Raw genomic sequence first — 18,628 nt, 5'->3', positions numbered from 1 at the left:
TATTTCTCTTAGAAATTTTCAGGTTTGTTGTCTATTGTTTAATTATCAATGTTCTGTTTCTTGTTCGCTCTCTTGCGACAGCCATATTATAATATCATATCTTTTTCTCTTTGTCAACAACTTTTTTTCATTTTTTTGAAATTTATTTTTTAGTCATTTCAAAAGCGGAGAAAGAGGGATTTGAACCCTCGCGCCGGTTACCCGACCTATACCCTTAGCAGGGGCACCTCTTCAGCCTCTTGAGTATTTCTCCTGAAGTTTTTTTCAATATGATAGCACCTGTCGTTCACAGTGCATGATTTATTATACTAGAGGTTTTATAACTTGTCAATATTTTTTTACATTTTTATTTATATTTTATTCTTCCCGCTCAACTACTTCTGCAATACGCTTTTTTACTTCATTTGCAATCTCAGTTGTTTTCATTTCTTTATATTCTTCATATAAAATAGGTTGTAAAAAGTGTACTTCCACATTGACCCTTTTTATTGAATTTGTATCAAATGGCTTGAAAGAATTTACAAGAGCAACTGGTACAATTGGACATTTTGCTTTTGTTGCTGCTTTAAAACTTCCTCCTTTAAAATCTAATAACTTATTTCCTAATTTTGAACGAGTTCCTTCTGCAAAAATCAAATAATTACGTCCCATCTCCACTTCTTTAGATACTGAAGTAATTACTCGCATAGATTGTCTCACATCATTTCTGTCAATTAAATATGCTTTCATACATGCAAATACCTGTTTTAGAAATTGAACATTTTCTACTTCTTTTTTAGCTACAACAGAAAAAGGAACTGTACATCCTTCTACAATAGCAAGTACATCATACATTCCTTGATGATTCGGATAAAATATAAATCCGTTTTCTTTTGGAATATTTTCTTTTCCATATACATCAATATGCACATTTCCACCTTTGTTCGCACGAAAGACAATATATCTTAATAAATCATATCTTTTCTGTTCTGAGTACTTGTCTACATGTGAAGCGTAATAACAAAGCTTACACCACATATATGGAACAAAAATAATATTTCTAAATACCATTAATAGAATTCTTTTCATTTTATTTACCCTTCTTTATATTTTTCTATTGCTGTTTCATATAAATTATTTCCCTGACTATCAATCACAACTATAACAGGAAAATCTTTAACTTCTAATTTTCTAATTGCCTCTGTCCCTAAATCATCATATGCAACCACTTCAGATTTTTTTATACATTTCGATAATAAGGCTCCTGCTCCACCTACCGCTGCAAAATATATACCTTTATTTCTTATAATTGAATTTATTACTTCTTGACTTCTTTTTCCTTTACCAATCATTCCGGATAATCCTAAATCCATCAATCTTGGAGCATATTTGTCCATTCTACTCGCAGTTGTAGGGCCTGCTGAGCCAATTACTTTTCCTTCTCTTGCTGGAGATGGCCCCATATAATAAATAATTTTATTTTCTATCTCTATTGGTAATTTTTCATTTTTATCTAAAGTTTCATTCATTCTTTTATGTGCAGCATCTCTAGCCGTGTAAATTTCTCCTGTTAAATAAATATAATCCCCTGCTTTTAGTTCTTGAATCATTTCTTTTTGAATTGGTATATGTATTTGTTTTTTCATTATTATACCTCCCGAATAATATGCCTATTCACATGGCAGCAAATATTTACGGCTACTGGTAATCCTGCAATATGAGTTGGATATGTATTAATATGAACCCCAAGTGCTGTAGATGTTCCACCAAGCCCTCCTGGTCCTATCCCAAGCTGATTAATCTTTTCAAGCAATTCTTCTTCCAACTCTTTTACATATGGAATTTCAGAATGAACTCCCACTTCTCTCGTAAGTGCCTCCTTTGCCATTACTGCACACTTTTCGAATGTACCTCCTATACCAACGCCAACAACCATTGGAGGACAGGCATTTGGACCTGCGTCTTTTACTGCAGTTAATATAGCATTTTTTACTCCTTCTAACCCATCTGCTGGTTTAAGCATAAATACACGACTCATATTTTCACTTCCAAAGCCTTTGGGAGCTACTTTTATCTTTACCTTATTTCCTCCCACAATTTTAGAATAAATAACTGCAGGTGTATTGTCTTTTGTATTTTCACGGATAATAGGATCATTCACAACTGATTTTCTTAAAAATCCGTTTATGTATCCTTGACGAACACCTTCATTGACCGCATCTTCTAATTGTCCTCCAACAAAATGAACATCTTGTCCTATCTCTAAAAAAATAACTGCCATTCCAGTATCTTGACAAATGGGAATCATTTCTTCACCTGCTATTTTTAAGTTTTCCTGTAATTGTTCTAAAATCTGCTTTCCTAAAGGTGAACATTCCGTATTTTTCGCTTTTTCCATTGCACAAACCATATCTGGTGATAAAAAGTGATTTGCTTCTATACACATTTCTTTAATTTGTTCTGTAATTTCATTTACATTTATCGTGCGTATCATACCATTATTCTCCTACCTTTTTCTATTTGATATTAATCATAGCATATGTTTTTCGAATAGAAAAGTCACTTCCTTTTTCTATTCTTTACTACGCACTAAAATTCATTTAATATGTATATATATTATTTTTATAAAGGAGCGTATTTTATGACAACAACTATTGATCTGCAAGCGTTAAAAAACGATGCCGTAGAAATTTTCAATTCAGGATTTGCCTGTTCTGAATCTATTATTTACGCAATTAATAAACACTTTGATTTACATTTATCAGACGATGCTATTGCAATGAGTTCTGGTTTTCCATGGGGACTTGGCGGTGGTGGATGTATTTGTGGTGCTCTTGCTGGTGGAACAATGTGTCTCGGTTATTTTTTTGGAAGACGAACACCAAATGATCCATCCATTCAAAAATGTTTTCGTTTAACAAATGAATTACATGACTTTTTTAAACAAAACTGTGGTGGAACTTGTTGCAGAATTTTAACGAAACAACTAGAGAAAAATTCTCCTGAACGCAAAGCACAGTGTACAAAATTTGTTTCGGATACAGTTCAAAAAACTGCTGAAATTATTTTAAGAGAATTATAAGATATATGAAAAGACGTAGTGAAACAAAATCACTACGTCTTTAATTATTCCTTATTCTCATTCTCTTTATTTTTTTCTTGATCATAATCGGCTTTACTTATCTTATAACCTCTTACCAAACTAAACACTACTAACCCTAGTCCAATAATTACAAAAGCAACCATTGCTACTAATAATACAATCTGTTCTAAGCCAGTACTGTCTGATATTCCTTTAAAGATACTATATGCCATATAAAGAATATAAAGTCCGGCTAGCCCATATATTGCTAGCCTTCCTTTTTCTCTTGCTTTATCGCTCATAACTTCTCCTATTTACGAACAAGGTATTTTCTCATATCAATTGCACACGCAACCAAGATGATTAAACCTTTGATTACATATTGTAAGTTTTGGTTAATTGATAGGAAGTTTAATGCTACGAAAATAATACGAAGGATGAATACACCCATTACAACCCCACGAATTTTACCAGTACCACCTACAAAAGATACACCACCGATAACGCAGGCTGCGATAGCATCACATTCATAGTTAAGACCTGTATTTGCTTGGTTAGAACCAATACGTGCTGCTTCAATAAAACCTGTTACAGCATACATTGCACCTGCTAATGTATGTACTAAAATAATTGTTTTTGCAACATTTACACCTGATACATTTGCAGCTTCTTGATTTGAACCAACCGCAAACATATTTTTACCAAATGAAGTTTTATTCCAAATAAACCACATTAATACAACAATAATACAAGCATACCATACATAGTTTGGAATTGGCACTCCATCAATTTTCAATACACTACCTGTTACAAAATCTTTAAATGATTGATCTAATCCTGATAATGGCTGACCATTATTTCCATTTAACATGATGTACATTAATAAAACACCATATACAATTAACTGTGTTGCTAATGTAACGATAAATGGGTGTAATTTAAAGTGTGCTACGAAGAAACCATTTACTACACCGACAATCGCACCGACTAACACTACAATCAAAATAACAAGTGGAATTGGTAATACTGGTAAGCTTGGGAAAATTTTTGTTGGATAATCAACAGCTTGTAATAACGATGCTGAAATACATGCTGTAAGACCAACTACACGACCAGCTGAAAGGTCAGTACCTGTAAGTACGATACATCCTGCAATACCAACAGCAATTGGAATATTTGCTGCAGAAAGTGAAATAATATTTACAATAGATGATGTACTAACAAATTTAGGGTTTTGTACTGCAGTATAAATAACTGCAACAATGATTAAGAAATATAATGCATTATTTAACGCAAATTCCTTCCAATATGTTTTTTTGTCTTTACTATCTAAGGCTCTATAACTTGCCTGACGTTCTTTTATATTCGCAACTAATCTCATAAAAACGCTCCTCCTCTATACAAATTTTGCCGCAAGGGTCATAATTTCTTCCTGTGTTGTATCTTTGGCATCAACTTCTCCTGCAAGACGTCCACCTGACATAACAAGAATTCTGTCACAAATTCCAAGTAATTCTGGCATTTCTGAAGAAACCACTATAACAACTTTTCCTTTATTTGCTAAATCAAGTATTAACTGATAGATTTCATATTTGGCACCAACATCAATACCACGTGTTGGTTCATCTAAAAGAAGTACTTCTGGTTCTGTCAAAAGCCATCTTCCAAGAATAACTTTTTGCTGATTACCACCTGATAAAGAACGAATTTTTGTTTCTTGTGTAGGTGTTTTTGTATGCATTGCATCAATAGACCACTGTGTATCTTTTTTCATTGATTTTTCACTTAAATACAAACCAGCTTTCTTATGTTTTTTCAAACTTGAAATAACTGTATTTTCACGAATACTTAAAATTCCAAAAATACCTGTTGCACGTCTTTCTTCTGTTAATAATGCAAAACCATTTTTAATAGATTCACGCGAATTACGATTCTTTACTACTTTACCATCTAATTTAATCGTACCTGAATGTCGTGTAGCAATACCGAAAATATTCTCTAACGTTTCTGTACGTCCACTTCCATCCAATCCTGCAAGACCAACAATTTCTCCTTTTCTTACATTAAAGGAAACATCTTTCAACGAAGAATATTGCGCAGTTAATCCTTGTACTTCTAATGCAACTTCTCCTGGTTTGTTTGTTTTTGGTGGAAACTGATTTGTTAACTCACGACCTACCATTAATCTAATAATATCGTCCATAGATAATTCATCAGCTGGTTTTGTTGCAACCCATGTACCATCACGCATAACCGTGATTTCATCTGAAATTCTTTTGATTTCTGCCATTTTGTGAGAAATATAAATAATACCTACTCCACGATCTCTTAACATATTGATGATTTTAAATAAATGTTCTACTTCTTCTTCTGTAAGTGATGAAGTAGGTTCATCAAATACAATTACTTTTGAATTAAATGAAACAGCTTTTGCAATTTCAACCATTTGTCTTTGAGAAACTGGCATAGTACTCATAACTCTTTTTGGATCTACATCAATTTCTAATTCTTTAAATACATCCATTGTATCTTGATAAATTTTCTTTTCATTTACCATTACTCCTGCAACTTTTGGATAACGTCCAAGCCAAATATTATCCATTACATTACGTTTTAATGCTTGATTCAATTCTTGGTGAACCATTGCAACACCATTTTCCAATGCTTCTTTAGAATTTTTAAAATCTACTTCTTTTCCTTCTAGTTTAATTGTTCCGCCATCTTTCTTATACATCCCAAACAGACATTTCATCAGTGTAGATTTTCCCGCACCATTTTCTCCCATGAGAGCATGTACTGTTCCTCTCTTTACAGTTAGGGAAACATCATCAAGTGCCTTAACACCTGGAAATTCTTTACTGATATGACTCATCTGCAAAAGAACATCATTTGCCATGACCATTCCTCCATTCTCTTAGATTTAGACTTTAAGAAAGCAGCCGTCAACTTTTGGCAGCTGCTTTCATTATGTTTTATTTTACAGTCCCGATTATTTACCTTCACCTGTATAAATTCCATAAGGAATATAGATTTTTGTTTTAACTTTTTTAGATTTGTTGTATGAATCTGTTCCGTCCATTAAATCTTTTCCTTCAGATGCATTCTTTGTTAAATCAGCGATACATTTAGCCATACCTTCTGCATCTTGTTTAATTGTACCAACCATTTTTCCGTCAGCAATTAATTTTTTAGCTGCATCTGTAGCATCTACACCAAATACAGGAATTGTTTTAGCTGCATCACCTTTGTTCCAACCTTTATCATTTAATGCTGCTACAACACCTTCTGCCATACCATCATTGTTACAAATAACAAGTTCGATCATGTTTTTGTTACCTTCATTGTACTGTGAAAGGTTTGTTGTCATATAGTTGTTAGCTGCACCAGCACTCCAGTTACCATCTTGGTCAACTTGATATTTATCTTTGTTAGATGGATCGAAGAACTGTAATTCAGGTTTTCCTGCTTTAACTAATTTCTTGTTAGCATCTTCTACACCATACTGTGTACGGTAGATTGCTTCAACATTTCCTAATTGTCCCATGAACATTGCATAAGAAATTTTTCCGTCTTTGTTAAGGTCTACTTTGTCAAAGTTGTTAACTAAGTAATCACCAATCATTTCACCTTGCATATGACCTGCTTCTGGAGCATCTGTTCCAACAAATGCACATTTGTCATATGTTTTAAGAACTACACCTTCTTTTCCTTTTGGATCTTCTACTGCACGGTTGAAGAAGATTACAGGTACATCTGCTGCTTTTGCTTTTTCAATAATCTGTGTAGAAGCATCATTTGAACCTGATGTTACGATATTTACAACCAATAAGTTTGTTCCTGACTGAATTGCTGTATCAATCTGTTCGTTCTGTGTTGTCTGATTACTATTTCCATCATAATCTTGGAAATCAACACCCATATCTTTTAATTGTTTATCAAGTGCTGTACGAACTGAAGAAATGTAAGTATCAGCATATGTGTAATAGAATACACCTACTTTTAAATCTGATTTTTTGTCTCCATCTTTTTTTCCGTCACTAGATGAACCACATCCAACAAGTGTTGCTGCTACCATTGCTACGCAAAGAACAGCTGCTAATAGTTTCTTTTTCATGATTGTTTCCTCCCTTTGCTAATCATTGATGAGGTTATTATAGCACTTACTTATATAAATTCATATTAAATTATTTACTCTTTTTGTATGATTTTTTACTCTTTTATTCAAATGCAAACAATATTTTTTGATATTCTTCATCATACATATTCTTTCTTGTTGCACAAATGGTTTCTGTATTTACTTGCTTATTTTTTAAAGATACTCTATTTAAAAGATTATACGCACTCTCTACTCCTAAATATCCCATCGCGTATGGATTTTGTACAATTAATGCATCTACTTCTCCCGATTCTAGCATTCCAACAGAAACTACATTATTATCAAAAGCAATAACTTGTATTTTATCTTGTATACCAAGTTCTTTTACAGCATAACCTACACCAAGACTAGTCCATTCATTGAAAGTGACAAGTACGTTCATTTCTTGATGGCTTTTTAGAAACTCTTTTGTTTGTTCTTTTGCTTGTTCTATTGTAGAAATAACATTAATAGTTTCTACATTTTTCACACGATTATCTTTCTTTATAAAATCCTTAAATCCACGTTCTCTTTCTTGTCCATTTTTTGAATTTTTATCAAAATTTACAATTCCAATATGGAATTCCTTTGCTCTATTCTTTAATACAGCTTCTCCTGCCATTTTCCCTGCATTATAATTATTTGTACTTATTCTACAATCTACCTTTTTGCTATTTACATCACTATCAATAACAATTATTTTAATACCTGCTTGAGCCGCTTTCTCAATAGATTTAGCATTTGCATTATAATCAACTGCTGAAAATATAATTGCATCATATTTTTCTTCAATTGCCTTTTCTATCATTTTATTTTGTGTCGCATAATCTTCTTCATTTCTAGGACCTTCAAATAAAATATCCATGTTATATGCTGTTCCTGCTGCATTTGCACCTGAACTTACTGCCTTAAAAAAAGCTGATTCTGTAGACTTCATAATAACGGCTACTTTTCGTTTTTGAAGATTTTCACCTTTTTTCATTCCACAACCAGATAAAACTAACATACATATGCAAAAAAGTATAAATATATTTTTCTTATTTTTCACCATAATCTTTCTCCGTTATTTTGGGCATGCTAATTGTTACTCGTGTTCCTTCATCCAATTCACTTTGAATTGTTAATCCATATTCGTCGCCAAAATAAATTTTAATTCGATCATTTACATTTTTTATTCCGATTCCAACCCGATCACTAGCATCTTGATGCAATATTTCCTCACATTGTTCTAGCGTCATTCCAACACCATTATCTTCTATCGTAAAAATTATTTTATCTTCTTTTTGATGGATTCCGATGTTTATTTTTCCCTCATCTACCATTCTATCAATTCCATGATAAATAGCATTTTCAATAATCGGTTGCAACGTAATCTTATTGCAGAGATACCCTAAACAGTCCTCATCTATATCAAAAGCATATGTAAATTGATTTTTATAACGGAAATTTTGAATCTTTAAATAACTTTTCGCATGTTGTACCTCTTTTTCGATTGTAATAAGCTCATGTCCTCTACTTATACTTATTCTAAATAATTTTGCAAGAGAATTTACCATTTCAACAGCGTCCTTATATCTTTCTTCTTCACATAACCAAGCAATTGCATCTAACGTATTATAAAGAAAATGTGGATTAATTTGTGCTTGAAGAGCTTTTAGCTCCGTTTTTCTTAATGTAATTTCTTCCTGTCTCACTTTCTCTACCAATTCTTTAATTTGAATAACCATATGTTCAAAAGATTCTGTAAGAGAAGTAATTTCCGCTGTTCCTTCAATTGTTTTAAACTCAAAATGATTTGTATCCTTTTCAAATTCTCTCATAGCGTTAGCAAGTTCTTTTGCTGGATTTGAAAAAAGTTTAGAAAATAATCGAATAATAATTACTGTAAACAAAACAACTACCAAAAAGATAATAAACAATGTTTTCATAATATGGTTCACTTTATTTGTTATCATCTCATCAATATAACATACACCGATAATCTTCCATTCACAATTATCTAATGACTGTACAGAATAGATTGCATCTTTTTCTACATGGGATCCATCTTTCAAATAATTATATTTTTCTTCTTTCAATCCTGAATAAATTAATTGTTGTTGTGGATGATAAATAATATTCCCCTTATTATCTGCTATATAACAATAACCATGTTGTCCAATTCCAACTTCATCAATATAATTTGCAATTTGAGAAAATTGAATATCCAATGCAACTTGAATTGTTTCATCCTTTTCATTTTTCATTTGTTGTGAAATAGTAACAACCCAAGGATAATAATCTACAAATAATGATTCTACGTGAGGTTTTGTAATATTTAACATCTTTGAATTTTCTTTTTGAATATTGTGCGTAAAAGAAAGATTTTCCAAAATATTTTCTTTTAACTTTCTCTGATCAGACCATGCCTTTAATAATTTTCCATTTTTATCGTACGTTGTAATTGCCACAATATCTTGTCGAATGCCAATTAAGTTATTTAAGTATATGTCTGCATCGTTTTCTCCTTGACTAATATTTCTTTGAATCATTTTCATCAAGACTTCCATATCACTTGTATAATTTTCTACTGTATTCTTTACTTGTAAAACAGCTTGCTCACTACTTGTAACAACACTTTCTTCTGTCGTATTCTTGTAAATATTAACAAATGTAAAAAAAAACATTACAGTGAGCACCAATACAATTACAACAACGATTCCAATAAGCATCTCTGAAAGAGATATTTTTTTCATGATATTTCGTTTATTCTTTGTTTTCTTCATGATTTCTCCTGCAAGCATTTGGTGACATACCTGTATACTTTTTAAAACAATAACTAAAATAATGTTGATCGTTATATCCACATTTTTCTGCTATTTCTCTAATTTTCATTGAAGTACAAATAAGTAGTTCCTCTGCCTTTTCAATTCTCTTCTTGGTTAACAAATCTTTAAATGTACTTCCATTTTCTCGTTTAATAACAGCACTTAAATAATTTGGACTTACTGCATTTTCACTACTCACATCTGATAACGAAAGATTAGGATCCATGTATTTTTCATTGATAATTCGGATTGTATTTTCACATAATACTTCACTACTCTTTTTTCGTTGTTCTGACACTATATTTCGTGCCATCAAACAAATTTCCTCATAATATTTTAGTGCAGATTCCATATTTCCCGCCACCACAGGCATATTATAAAAAGCAAAATTTTTCTGTATTTTTTGAACTGCATCATTTCCTGCAACCGCATATACTACTTGAAAAACAGATGCTATCAACTGTACAAAAATAAAAGTAATAGCTATTTGAGCGATTTTTTTCTGTTCAATGATTTTTCCAAAAGAAATAAAATATTCTCTTATTTCCTCCTGACTTCCACTTCGAATTAAATTTTCAATATCCTGTATTGTTTGTTGTACAGATTCTTGATCTAAAGTATCTATTCTCTCCTCATCACCAATAAAATGGATATTTCGTCTATTTTTCTTTGAATAACTTATCGCATTCATCGCTTCCAAATAACATTCATGAATACAAGATAAGTCTTCTCCAATACGACTAACTCCTATTCTACAATTTAACCCCATAATTCTTTGAACACTTTGGCTAATATCTTCTACAATAATGTGGAGGTATTTATTTAATCCCATTTTAGTTGCACTAAGCAGTGAAACAACTTTTCCTTGCATATATACACTAGAATGTTTAACATATTTCTTCAGAATAATATCAACCGCATTTACACTATTTCGATCTGTGCACACTTCTCCGTTTTCGTCTAAAATACGTGTAACAATAACAACATACTTTAATACATCTAAATTTCCTGGTTCAAGAACACCACATTCTACTGCCTTTTCTGAAAGACTTCTTTTTTCTTCTTCAGACCGTTCTTTTTGGAAACTATCCAACAACAAAGGCATTAAAAATTCAGACTTTTCCATTTTTTCTGCATTAGGAGTCTTTGTAGCAAATTCTTCAAATTTTCTTTCAATCTTATTTTTTATATTTTTCAATTCATTGGTTATTTCTTCTGAAGAAATTGGCTTAAGCATATAACTCACAATATTATATTGAATTGCTTGCTGCGCATAAGAAAAATCATCATAGCCACTTAGAAATGCAATCTGAATAGTAGGCCTTATTTCTCTAACCTGCCTTGCTAATTCAATTCCTGATATAAATGGCATTTTTACATCTGTTAACAATAAATCAGGTTCTAGTTTCTCAACCAATTCCAACGCATCTTCTCCGTTTGCTGCTTCTCCTATAACTTTAAATCCAATATTTTCCCAATCGATTTTTCGAATGAGAGAGCGTCTAATTTCTTCTTCATCATCTGCAATGATTACTGTATACATTCATTTTTTCCTTTCTTTTTGGGAACATAAATTTCAGAACCTACTGCCCCCGTGACAATTATAATTACACCTATTATTTGTAAAACAGTTAAATGTTCATGGAAAATCATAAATCCTACTACTGTTCCTACTACAACTTCTAATGCAGAAAGTATACTTGTTGTTGTAGCCTCAACGTACTCTGTTGATTTTACACAAGCTACATTTGCTACCATCGTGCATAAAATTCCTATTCCAAATAAATCCCATAATAAATTTCTCATAGGAGTAATTGAAATATGGGATATAACCGTACCAAAGTCCATTCCACTTACTAATACAATAGCCGCTCCTAAAAATCCATAAACAAGCAACGTATCTCTATCATACTCTTTTGCAAAAAATTTAGGAAGTAAAATTTGTAATGCAACACCAATTCCATTTACAATTCCTGCTAAAATTCCTATAGCATCTAGTTTAATATTTCCTTGGCCAATCAAATTAGCTACGAGAATTGCTCCAATAAAACAAATAAAAATCGTAACAATTTTTGTTTTTTCTAACTTTTCCCTAAACAAAATTGTACTAAGAATTGCTACCCAAATCGGACTCATAAACATTAGAACTGTTGCAACTCCAACCGGTATTCTTGAAACCGATACACTATAACTTACAAAACTAATACTATAGGCAATAGCCCCATATAAAAAACAAATAAACAATCCCTTTATATTTATTTTAAGTGCAGATGGTTTTGTAAATAATAAGAAAATAAAATACGCTATTCCAGCTAAAGCACATCTAAAAAATGAAATTTCAATATTTGAAAATTTGTAAGAAGATAAATCTCTCACAAAGATTCCCATAACTCCCCACATCACAGCTGTTATGATTGCTAAAACTATTCCTTTACTTCGCTGATTCATTTTCTCTTTCTCCATTTTCATAAATAATTTTGTTTTCTTTTATTGTCATAACCACTTTAATATCCGCAATTTCTTCTTTTTTAGTTTTTAAAGGATTTTTATCTAAGATAACAAAATCAGCATATTTTCCTTTTGCAATTGTTCCTTTTTCATTTTCCTCAAAATATTGGTATGCCGCATAAGTTGTAACTGCTTTCAATGCATCTAACACTGAAACACATTGGTTGTGACCTATAGTCTGTCCTGTTTTTGATATTCTATTTACTGCTGAAGAAATAGTAAGCATCATATTAGGTGGAACAACCGGCGTATCTTGATGAAACGTATATTTCATTTGTAAATCTACTGCATCTTTTACTGGAGAAATTTGACTTCCTCTTTCCAATCCAAAATTTTTCAAATGAATATCGCCCCAATAATATGTGTGTACAACAAAGAAGCTTGGCATCATACCTATTTTTTTCATTCTTTCTAATTGATCTTTTCTTACAAGTTGTGCATGAACCATAACTGCACGAAAAAGATCTTTTTCTTTTCTCTCTTTCAGTACATTCATAAACATAGAAACATACTGCTCTGCTGCTGCATCTCCATTACAATGTGCCAACAACTGCTGTTTTTTATCTAAAGCAAGACGTATATATTTCGTTAACTCATCGTCGCTATGAATTGGATATCCTCTATACTCTTTTTCATTTTCATATGGTTTTGTCATCCAAGCTGTCTTTCCTTGTGGAGAACCATCTAAGAATATTTTAAATCCTCCTAGTTTAAAATGATTATGATACTGATTTGCATACATCGGTTGTTCTTCAAATATTTCTCCTGCTGTCATTATATCTGCATATCCCACTACATCCAAATATAACTTATTTGTTGAAGCAGCATACTGTAATAATTGAAACAATGGTTTTCCAACCATTCCATCTTGTATAGTTGTCACACCATAACTTGCATACATTTTTTGTGCTTCCTCAATACAAGAAATTAGTGTCTCTATAGATTGCATTGGAACTTTTGATTGAAATTCCAAAAATACATTTTCTTCCATGTAGCCATTTGGTATATTTGTTCCTAAAATTCTTCCATATTTTCCACCATCTAAATCTTGCGTTTTTTCATCTATTTTTTGGATTTCTAATCCTTTACTATTTGTAACTCCCATATGTGATGATGCATGTACTAAAAGTATTGGATTTGTTGTACTAATTTTATCTAAAACCGTTTTATCTGGATGTTTCCCTTCTTGCAAAAAGTTTTGATCATAATTGCTTCCAATAATCCAATCTTCATCTGATAACATTCTCTTTTCTTTAAATTTTTTCATTGTTTGGATAATATCAGTGAAATTCTCGCAAAATGATAAATCACACTGTGTCATTGCATTTGCTGTTCCTATGAAATGGGAATGTGCATCAATAAAACCAGGAAGCATCGTATTTCCTTGTAAATCAATTATTTTATCTCCTGTTCGTTTTAATTCAAGAACAGTGTCCCTTTTTCCTACAGAAATAATTCTTCCATTTTCTACACAAACTGCATCTACATATAATTCTCCAGCTTCTTCCATTGTAATAATTTTACCATTTATATAAAACGTTCTCATATTTTCTCCTTATTTCAAAATAGTATTCTATACAAAAAATCATTTTATTATAAAATTTATGTAAATAAAGACTGCCAGTAGGATAAACCTACCGGCAGAAAATTTTTATCTTTTTGATTGTTGCATCGGATGTGAATAGTGCATTATTTTTTATTGTTCTTCCTTCACATCTTCTTCCAACTCAGAAGTTTCTCGTACTTTTGCAATACTTGCAACTTTCTCATTCTCATGTAAATTAATCAGTTTTACCCCTGAAGTAATACGTCCTAAAATAGAAATACTACTACATTCCATGCGAATGATAATCCCTTCTGTGTTAATAATCATTATTTCATTTTCTTCACTGACTGCCTTAACGCCTACTACATTGCCCGTCTTTTCTGTAATTTTATAACATTTAACACCTTTACCGCCACGATTCTGACTTGTAAATTCATCCATTTCCGTACGTTTACCCATTCCCTTTTCAGAAACGATTAATAGGTGTTCTCCTTGCGTATTTAATTGCATTCCAACAACTTCATCTCTATCTCCCAGATTCATTCCTCTTACTCCCATAGATGTACGTCCAGTTGAACGAACATCTTTTTCATTAAAACGAATACACTGGCCATATTTTGTTACTAAAATAATATCTTTTTCATTGTCTGTTGCCTTTACTTCAATTAATTCATCTTCTTCTCGAAGTGTAATTGCTGCAAGTCCTGTTTTTCTTACATTTGCATAATCTGTAATAGGAGTCTTTTTCACAAGTCCTTTTTTTGTTGCCATAAATAAATATTCGCCTTGTACATATTCTTTAATTGGAATAATAGCGGTAATCTTTTCTTCTGGCATCAACTGAAGTAAGTTAATAATAGCTGTTCCTCTCGCAGTTCTACTTGCTTCTGGAATTTCATATGCTTTTAGTCTATAAACTCTTCCTGTATTTGTAAAGAACATAACATAATGGTGGGTACTAGTCATAAATAAATCCTCAATGTAATCTTCATCCAAAGTTTGCATTCCTTTTATGCCTTTTCCACCTCTATTTTGACTCTTAAATGTATCCACTGTCATACGTTTAATATAACCAAGCTTTGTCATTGTAATTACAACATTTTCTTTTGGAATTAAATCTTCCATGGAAATATCGTATTCATCAAATCCAATCGCAGTTCTTCGTTCATCACCATATTTATCACGGATAACTACTATCTCTTCTTTGATAACACCTAATAATAATTTTCTATCCGCAAGAATTGCTTTCAATTCCTCGATTTTTTTCATTAATTCCTTGTACTCTGTTTCCAGTTTTTCTCTTTCCAAACCAGTTAAAGCACGAAGTCTCATATCTACAATAGCTTGTGCCTGTACTTCTGTTAAGTCAAATGCTGCAATCAATCCCTCTTTTGCAATCTGCGTTGTTTTTGAGCCTCTTATAATTTTAATAACTTCATCAATATGATCTAAAGCAATTAATAATCCCTGTAAAATGTGAGCACGTTCTTCTGCTTTATTCAGTTCATATTTTGTTCTTCTTGTTACAACTTCTTCTTGGTGTTTTAAATAATGCTTTAACATATCTAGTAAGTTCATAACCCTTGGTTCATTATTTACCAAAGCAAGCATAATCACACCAAATGTATCTTGCATCTGTGTATGTTTATATAACTGATTTAAAATGACATTTGCATTCGCATCTCGGCGAAGTTCTATACAAATTCTCATACCTTCACGGTTTGATTGATCACTTAAATCCGTAATTCCATCTATTTTCTTATCACGAACAAGTTCTGCAATTTTCTCAATTAATCTTGCTTTATTTACCATGTAAGGAAGTTCTTTTACAACAATACGACTTTTTCCGTTTTGCATAGGCTCAATATCTGTCACTGCACGAACACGTATTTTCCCACGTCCTGTACGATACGCTTCTTCAATTCCCCTTGTTCCAAGAATTGTAGCCCCTGTTGGAAAATCAGGACCTTTTACAATTTGTAAAATATCCTCCATTGTTGTTTCTCCAGTTTCTTCAATTTGGTCATCAATAATTTTAACAACCGCATTAATAATTTCTTTTAAGTTATGTGGAGGTATATTTGTTGCCATACCAACAGCAATTCCAGATGTTCCATTTACAAGAAGATTAGGGAATCTTGCTGGAAGCACAGCAGGTTCTTTTTCTGTTTCATCAAAGTTTGGAACAAAATCAACTGTATCTTTGTTAATATCTGCTGTCAATTCCATAGAAATTTTACTCAATCTTGCTTCTGTATAACGCATTGCAGCTGCTCCATCACCATCTACAGAACCAAAATTTCCATGTCCATCTACAAGTGGGTATCTTGTAGACCACTCTTGTGCCATATTTACTAATGCACCATAAATAGAACTATCACCATGTGGATGATATTTACCCATTGTATCTCCAACGATACGTGCACATTTACGGTGGGGTTTATCTGGTCCATTATTCAATTCTATCATTGAATATAAAATTCTTCTCTGTACAGGTTTCAATCCATCTCTAACATCAGGCAATGCACGAGAAGCAATAACACTCATGGCATAATCGATATATGAACTTTCCATTGTCTTTTTTAGGTCAACATCATGAACTTTATCAAAAATATTATCTTCCATTTTCTCTTCTCCTTCTGACTATCCTAGACATCTAAATTCTGGACATATTTTGCATTTTCCTCAATAAACTCTCTTCTAGGCTCTACTTTATCTCCCATCAGAGTTGTAAATGTTAAATCAAGTTCTGAAGATGTTTCCTCGTCCATTGTGACACGAAGCAATACTCTATGCTCTGGTGACATTGTTGTCTCCCACAACTGTTCCGCATCCATTTCTCCAAGACCTTTATATCTTTGAATTTTATTATTTCCATCTCTTCCTACTTCTGTGAGAATTTTATTCAATTCTTCATCACTGTATGCATACCATACCTTTTTATTTTTTTCAAGTTTATAAAGAGGTGGTTGTGCAAGATATACATATCCTTCTCTGATTAAATCTGGCATAAACCGATATAAGAACGTCAATAATAATGTACTAATATGAGCACCATCTACATCGGCATCAGTCATAATAATAATTTTATGATATCGCAACTTAGATATATCAAAATCATCTTGAATTCCTGTACCAAAAGCAGTAATCATTGCTTTAATTTCTGCATTAGCATAAATTTTATCTAATCTTGCTTTTTCTACATTTAAAATTTTTCCACGCAACGGCAAGATTGCTTGTGTTGCTCTATCTCTTGCTGTTTTTGCAGAACCTCCCGCTGAATCTCCTTCGACAATATAAATTTCGCAGTTTGACGGATCTTTATCTGAACAATCTGCAAGTTTTCCTGGAAGTGACATTGTTTCTAAAGCAGATTTTCTTCGAGTTAAATCTCTAGCTTTTCTTGCTGCTTCCCTTGCACGTTGTGCCATAACAGATTTTTCTACTGTCATTTTAGCAACATTTGGATTTTGTTCTAAAAATATTTGTAATTGCGTACTAACAATGTTATCTACAGCACCTCTTGCTTCACTATTACCTAACTTTTGCTTTGTTTGACCTTCAAATTGTGGATCTCCTATTTTTACACTGACTATTGCTGTTAGTCCTTCTCTTATATCCTCTCCAGATAAATTAGGTTCATTGTCCTTTAATAATTTATTCTTTCTTGCATAGTCATTAAATGTTTTTGTAAGAGCATTTCTAAAACCTACAACATGAGTTCCACCTTCTGGAGTTGTAATGTTATTTACAAAACCATATGTATTATCGCTATAAGAATCATTATGTTGCATAGCTACTTCTACAACTACACCTTCTTTTTCACCTTCGCAATAAATAATTTGTTCATATAATGGGGTTTTGCTTTTATTCAAATATGTTACAAATTCCTTTATTCCACCTTCGTAGTGAAATGTTTTCTCTATACGTTCTTCTGGACGTTCATCTGCACAAACAATTTTTAGATTTTTTGTTAAAAATGCCATTTCTCTAAAACGTTGTTTTAATGTATCATAATCAAAAATTGTTTCTTCAAAAATTTCTTTATCTGGCAAAAATGTTACTTTTGTTCCAGTTTTTTCCATTTCACAAGTCCCTGTAATTTCTAATTTATGCATTACATGGCCTCTTTCATAACGCTGTTTATATATATTGCCGTCTTTATAAATTTCTACTTCAAGCCACTCTGAAAGTGCATTTACAACTGATGCACCAACACCATGTAATCCACCGGATACTTTGTATCCTCCACCACCGAACTTACCGCCTGCATGAAGGACTGTAAAAACAACTTCAACTGCTGGAAGCCCAGCCTTATGATTAATTCCAACAGGGATTCCACGCCCATTATCAATAACTGTAATGGAATTATCTTTATTAATCGATACATAAATTGTATCACAATACCCTGCAAGTGCCTCATCAACTGCATTGTCTACAATTTCGTACACCAGATGGTGAAGTCCTCTTAAAGATGTACTTCCAATGTACATTCCCGGTCTTTTTCTTACCGCTTCCAATCCTTCCAGTATTTGAATCTGATCTGCACCATATTCTGTACTCATATAAAT

At 32.2% G+C, this 18,628-nt stretch carries 15 protein-coding genes and 1 tRNA gene; 1 reads left to right on the top strand and 15 read right to left on the bottom strand.

The window, feature by feature from the left end; translation table 11 throughout:
* Window positions 1–165: 165 nt before the first annotated feature.
* The 4 genes from ACY2U7_RS00450 to ACY2U7_RS00435 form a co-directional block, all read right to left on the bottom strand.
* Window positions 166–253, bottom strand: a tRNA-Ser gene (locus ACY2U7_RS00450).
* Between the two features lie 104 nt (window positions 254–357).
* Entirely contained in the window at window positions 358–1,068 is a 711-nt protein-coding gene (locus ACY2U7_RS00445) for a lysophospholipid acyltransferase family protein (RefSeq protein ID WP_461812877.1), read from the bottom strand.
* Window positions 1,069–1,073: 5 nt separating this feature from the next.
* Window positions 1,074–1,625, bottom strand: coding sequence for a Fe-S-containing hydro-lyase (locus ACY2U7_RS00440; RefSeq protein WP_461812878.1), 552 nt, complete (start codon window positions 1,623–1,625; stop codon window positions 1,074–1,076).
* Window positions 1,626–1,627: 2 nt separating this feature from the next.
* Window positions 1,628–2,473: a fumarate hydratase gene (locus tag ACY2U7_RS00435; RefSeq protein ID WP_461812879.1), complete on the bottom strand. Its 846-nt coding sequence runs from the start codon at window positions 2,471–2,473 to the stop codon at window positions 1,628–1,630.
* 147 nt (window positions 2,474–2,620) lie between these two features.
* On the opposite strand from ACY2U7_RS00435, the gene ACY2U7_RS00430 reads away from it, so the two are divergent.
* Window positions 2,621–3,061: a C-GCAxxG-C-C family (seleno)protein gene (locus tag ACY2U7_RS00430; RefSeq protein ID WP_461812880.1), complete on the top strand. Its 441-nt coding sequence runs from the start codon at window positions 2,621–2,623 to the stop codon at window positions 3,059–3,061.
* Between the two features lie 44 nt (window positions 3,062–3,105).
* Here ACY2U7_RS00430 and ACY2U7_RS00425 read toward each other — a convergent pair whose 3' ends face one another.
* The 11 genes from ACY2U7_RS00425 to gyrB form a co-directional block, all read right to left on the bottom strand.
* The gene (locus ACY2U7_RS00425) at window positions 3,106–3,363 is read right to left on the bottom strand and encodes a hypothetical protein (RefSeq protein ID WP_461812881.1); all 258 of its coding nucleotides are present in this window, start codon (window positions 3,361–3,363) and stop codon (window positions 3,106–3,108) included.
* 8 nt (window positions 3,364–3,371) lie between these two features.
* The gene (locus tag ACY2U7_RS00420) at window positions 3,372–4,442 is read right to left on the bottom strand and encodes a galactose/methyl galactoside ABC transporter permease MglC (protein WP_461812882.1); all 1,071 of its coding nucleotides are present in this window, start codon (window positions 4,440–4,442) and stop codon (window positions 3,372–3,374) included.
* A 15-nt stretch (window positions 4,443–4,457) separates the two neighbouring features.
* Window positions 4,458–5,957, bottom strand: a complete 1,500-nt coding sequence (locus ACY2U7_RS00415; protein ID WP_461810385.1) for a sugar ABC transporter ATP-binding protein — start codon at window positions 5,955–5,957, stop codon at window positions 4,458–4,460.
* 93 nt (window positions 5,958–6,050) lie between these two features.
* Window positions 6,051–7,175, bottom strand: a complete 1,125-nt coding sequence (locus ACY2U7_RS00410) for a galactose ABC transporter substrate-binding protein (protein WP_461815642.1) — start codon at window positions 7,173–7,175, stop codon at window positions 6,051–6,053.
* 103 nt (window positions 7,176–7,278) lie between these two features.
* Window positions 7,279–8,247 carry a substrate-binding domain-containing protein gene (locus ACY2U7_RS00405; protein WP_461812884.1) on the bottom strand — a complete coding sequence of 323 codons (969 nt, stop codon included), beginning with the start codon at window positions 8,245–8,247 and terminating at the stop codon, window positions 7,279–7,281.
* On the bottom strand, window positions 8,234–9,961 hold the full coding sequence (locus tag ACY2U7_RS00400; protein ID WP_461812885.1) for a cache domain-containing sensor histidine kinase: 1,728 nt from the start codon (window positions 9,959–9,961) through the stop codon (window positions 8,234–8,236). The genes ACY2U7_RS00405 and ACY2U7_RS00400 overlap by 14 nt, the downstream gene beginning before the upstream one ends.
* Window positions 9,942–11,546: a response regulator transcription factor gene (locus ACY2U7_RS00395; protein WP_461815641.1), complete on the bottom strand. Its 1,605-nt coding sequence runs from the start codon at window positions 11,544–11,546 to the stop codon at window positions 9,942–9,944. The genes ACY2U7_RS00400 and ACY2U7_RS00395 overlap by 20 nt, the downstream gene beginning before the upstream one ends.
* Window positions 11,534–12,451 carry a DMT family transporter gene (locus ACY2U7_RS00390; RefSeq protein WP_461812887.1) on the bottom strand — a complete coding sequence of 306 codons (918 nt, stop codon included), beginning with the start codon at window positions 12,449–12,451 and terminating at the stop codon, window positions 11,534–11,536. Before ACY2U7_RS00390 ends, ACY2U7_RS00395 begins: the two co-directional genes overlap by 13 nt.
* Window positions 12,435–14,057 carry an amidohydrolase gene (locus ACY2U7_RS00385; protein ID WP_461815640.1) on the bottom strand — a complete coding sequence of 541 codons (1,623 nt, stop codon included), beginning with the start codon at window positions 14,055–14,057 and terminating at the stop codon, window positions 12,435–12,437. The genes ACY2U7_RS00390 and ACY2U7_RS00385 overlap by 17 nt, the downstream gene beginning before the upstream one ends.
* 150 nt (window positions 14,058–14,207) lie before the next feature.
* Window positions 14,208–16,682 (bottom strand): DNA gyrase subunit A, encoded by a 2,475-nt coding sequence (gene gyrA / locus ACY2U7_RS00380; RefSeq protein ID WP_461812889.1) that lies wholly within the window; start codon window positions 16,680–16,682, stop codon window positions 14,208–14,210.
* 23 nt (window positions 16,683–16,705) lie between these two features.
* Complete coding sequence (gyrB, locus tag ACY2U7_RS00375) at window positions 16,706–18,622, bottom strand: DNA topoisomerase (ATP-hydrolyzing) subunit B (protein ID WP_461812890.1); 1,917 nt, start codon at window positions 18,620–18,622, stop codon at window positions 16,706–16,708.
* Window positions 18,623–18,628 lie beyond the last annotated feature (6 nt).

Origin of the sequence: Faecalimonas sp., from assembly GCA_029264305.1 — a bacterium.
GTDB lineage: Bacteria > Bacillota > Clostridia > Lachnospirales > Lachnospiraceae > Faecalimonas.
This window is presented reverse-complemented; position numbering and strand designations above follow the sequence as displayed.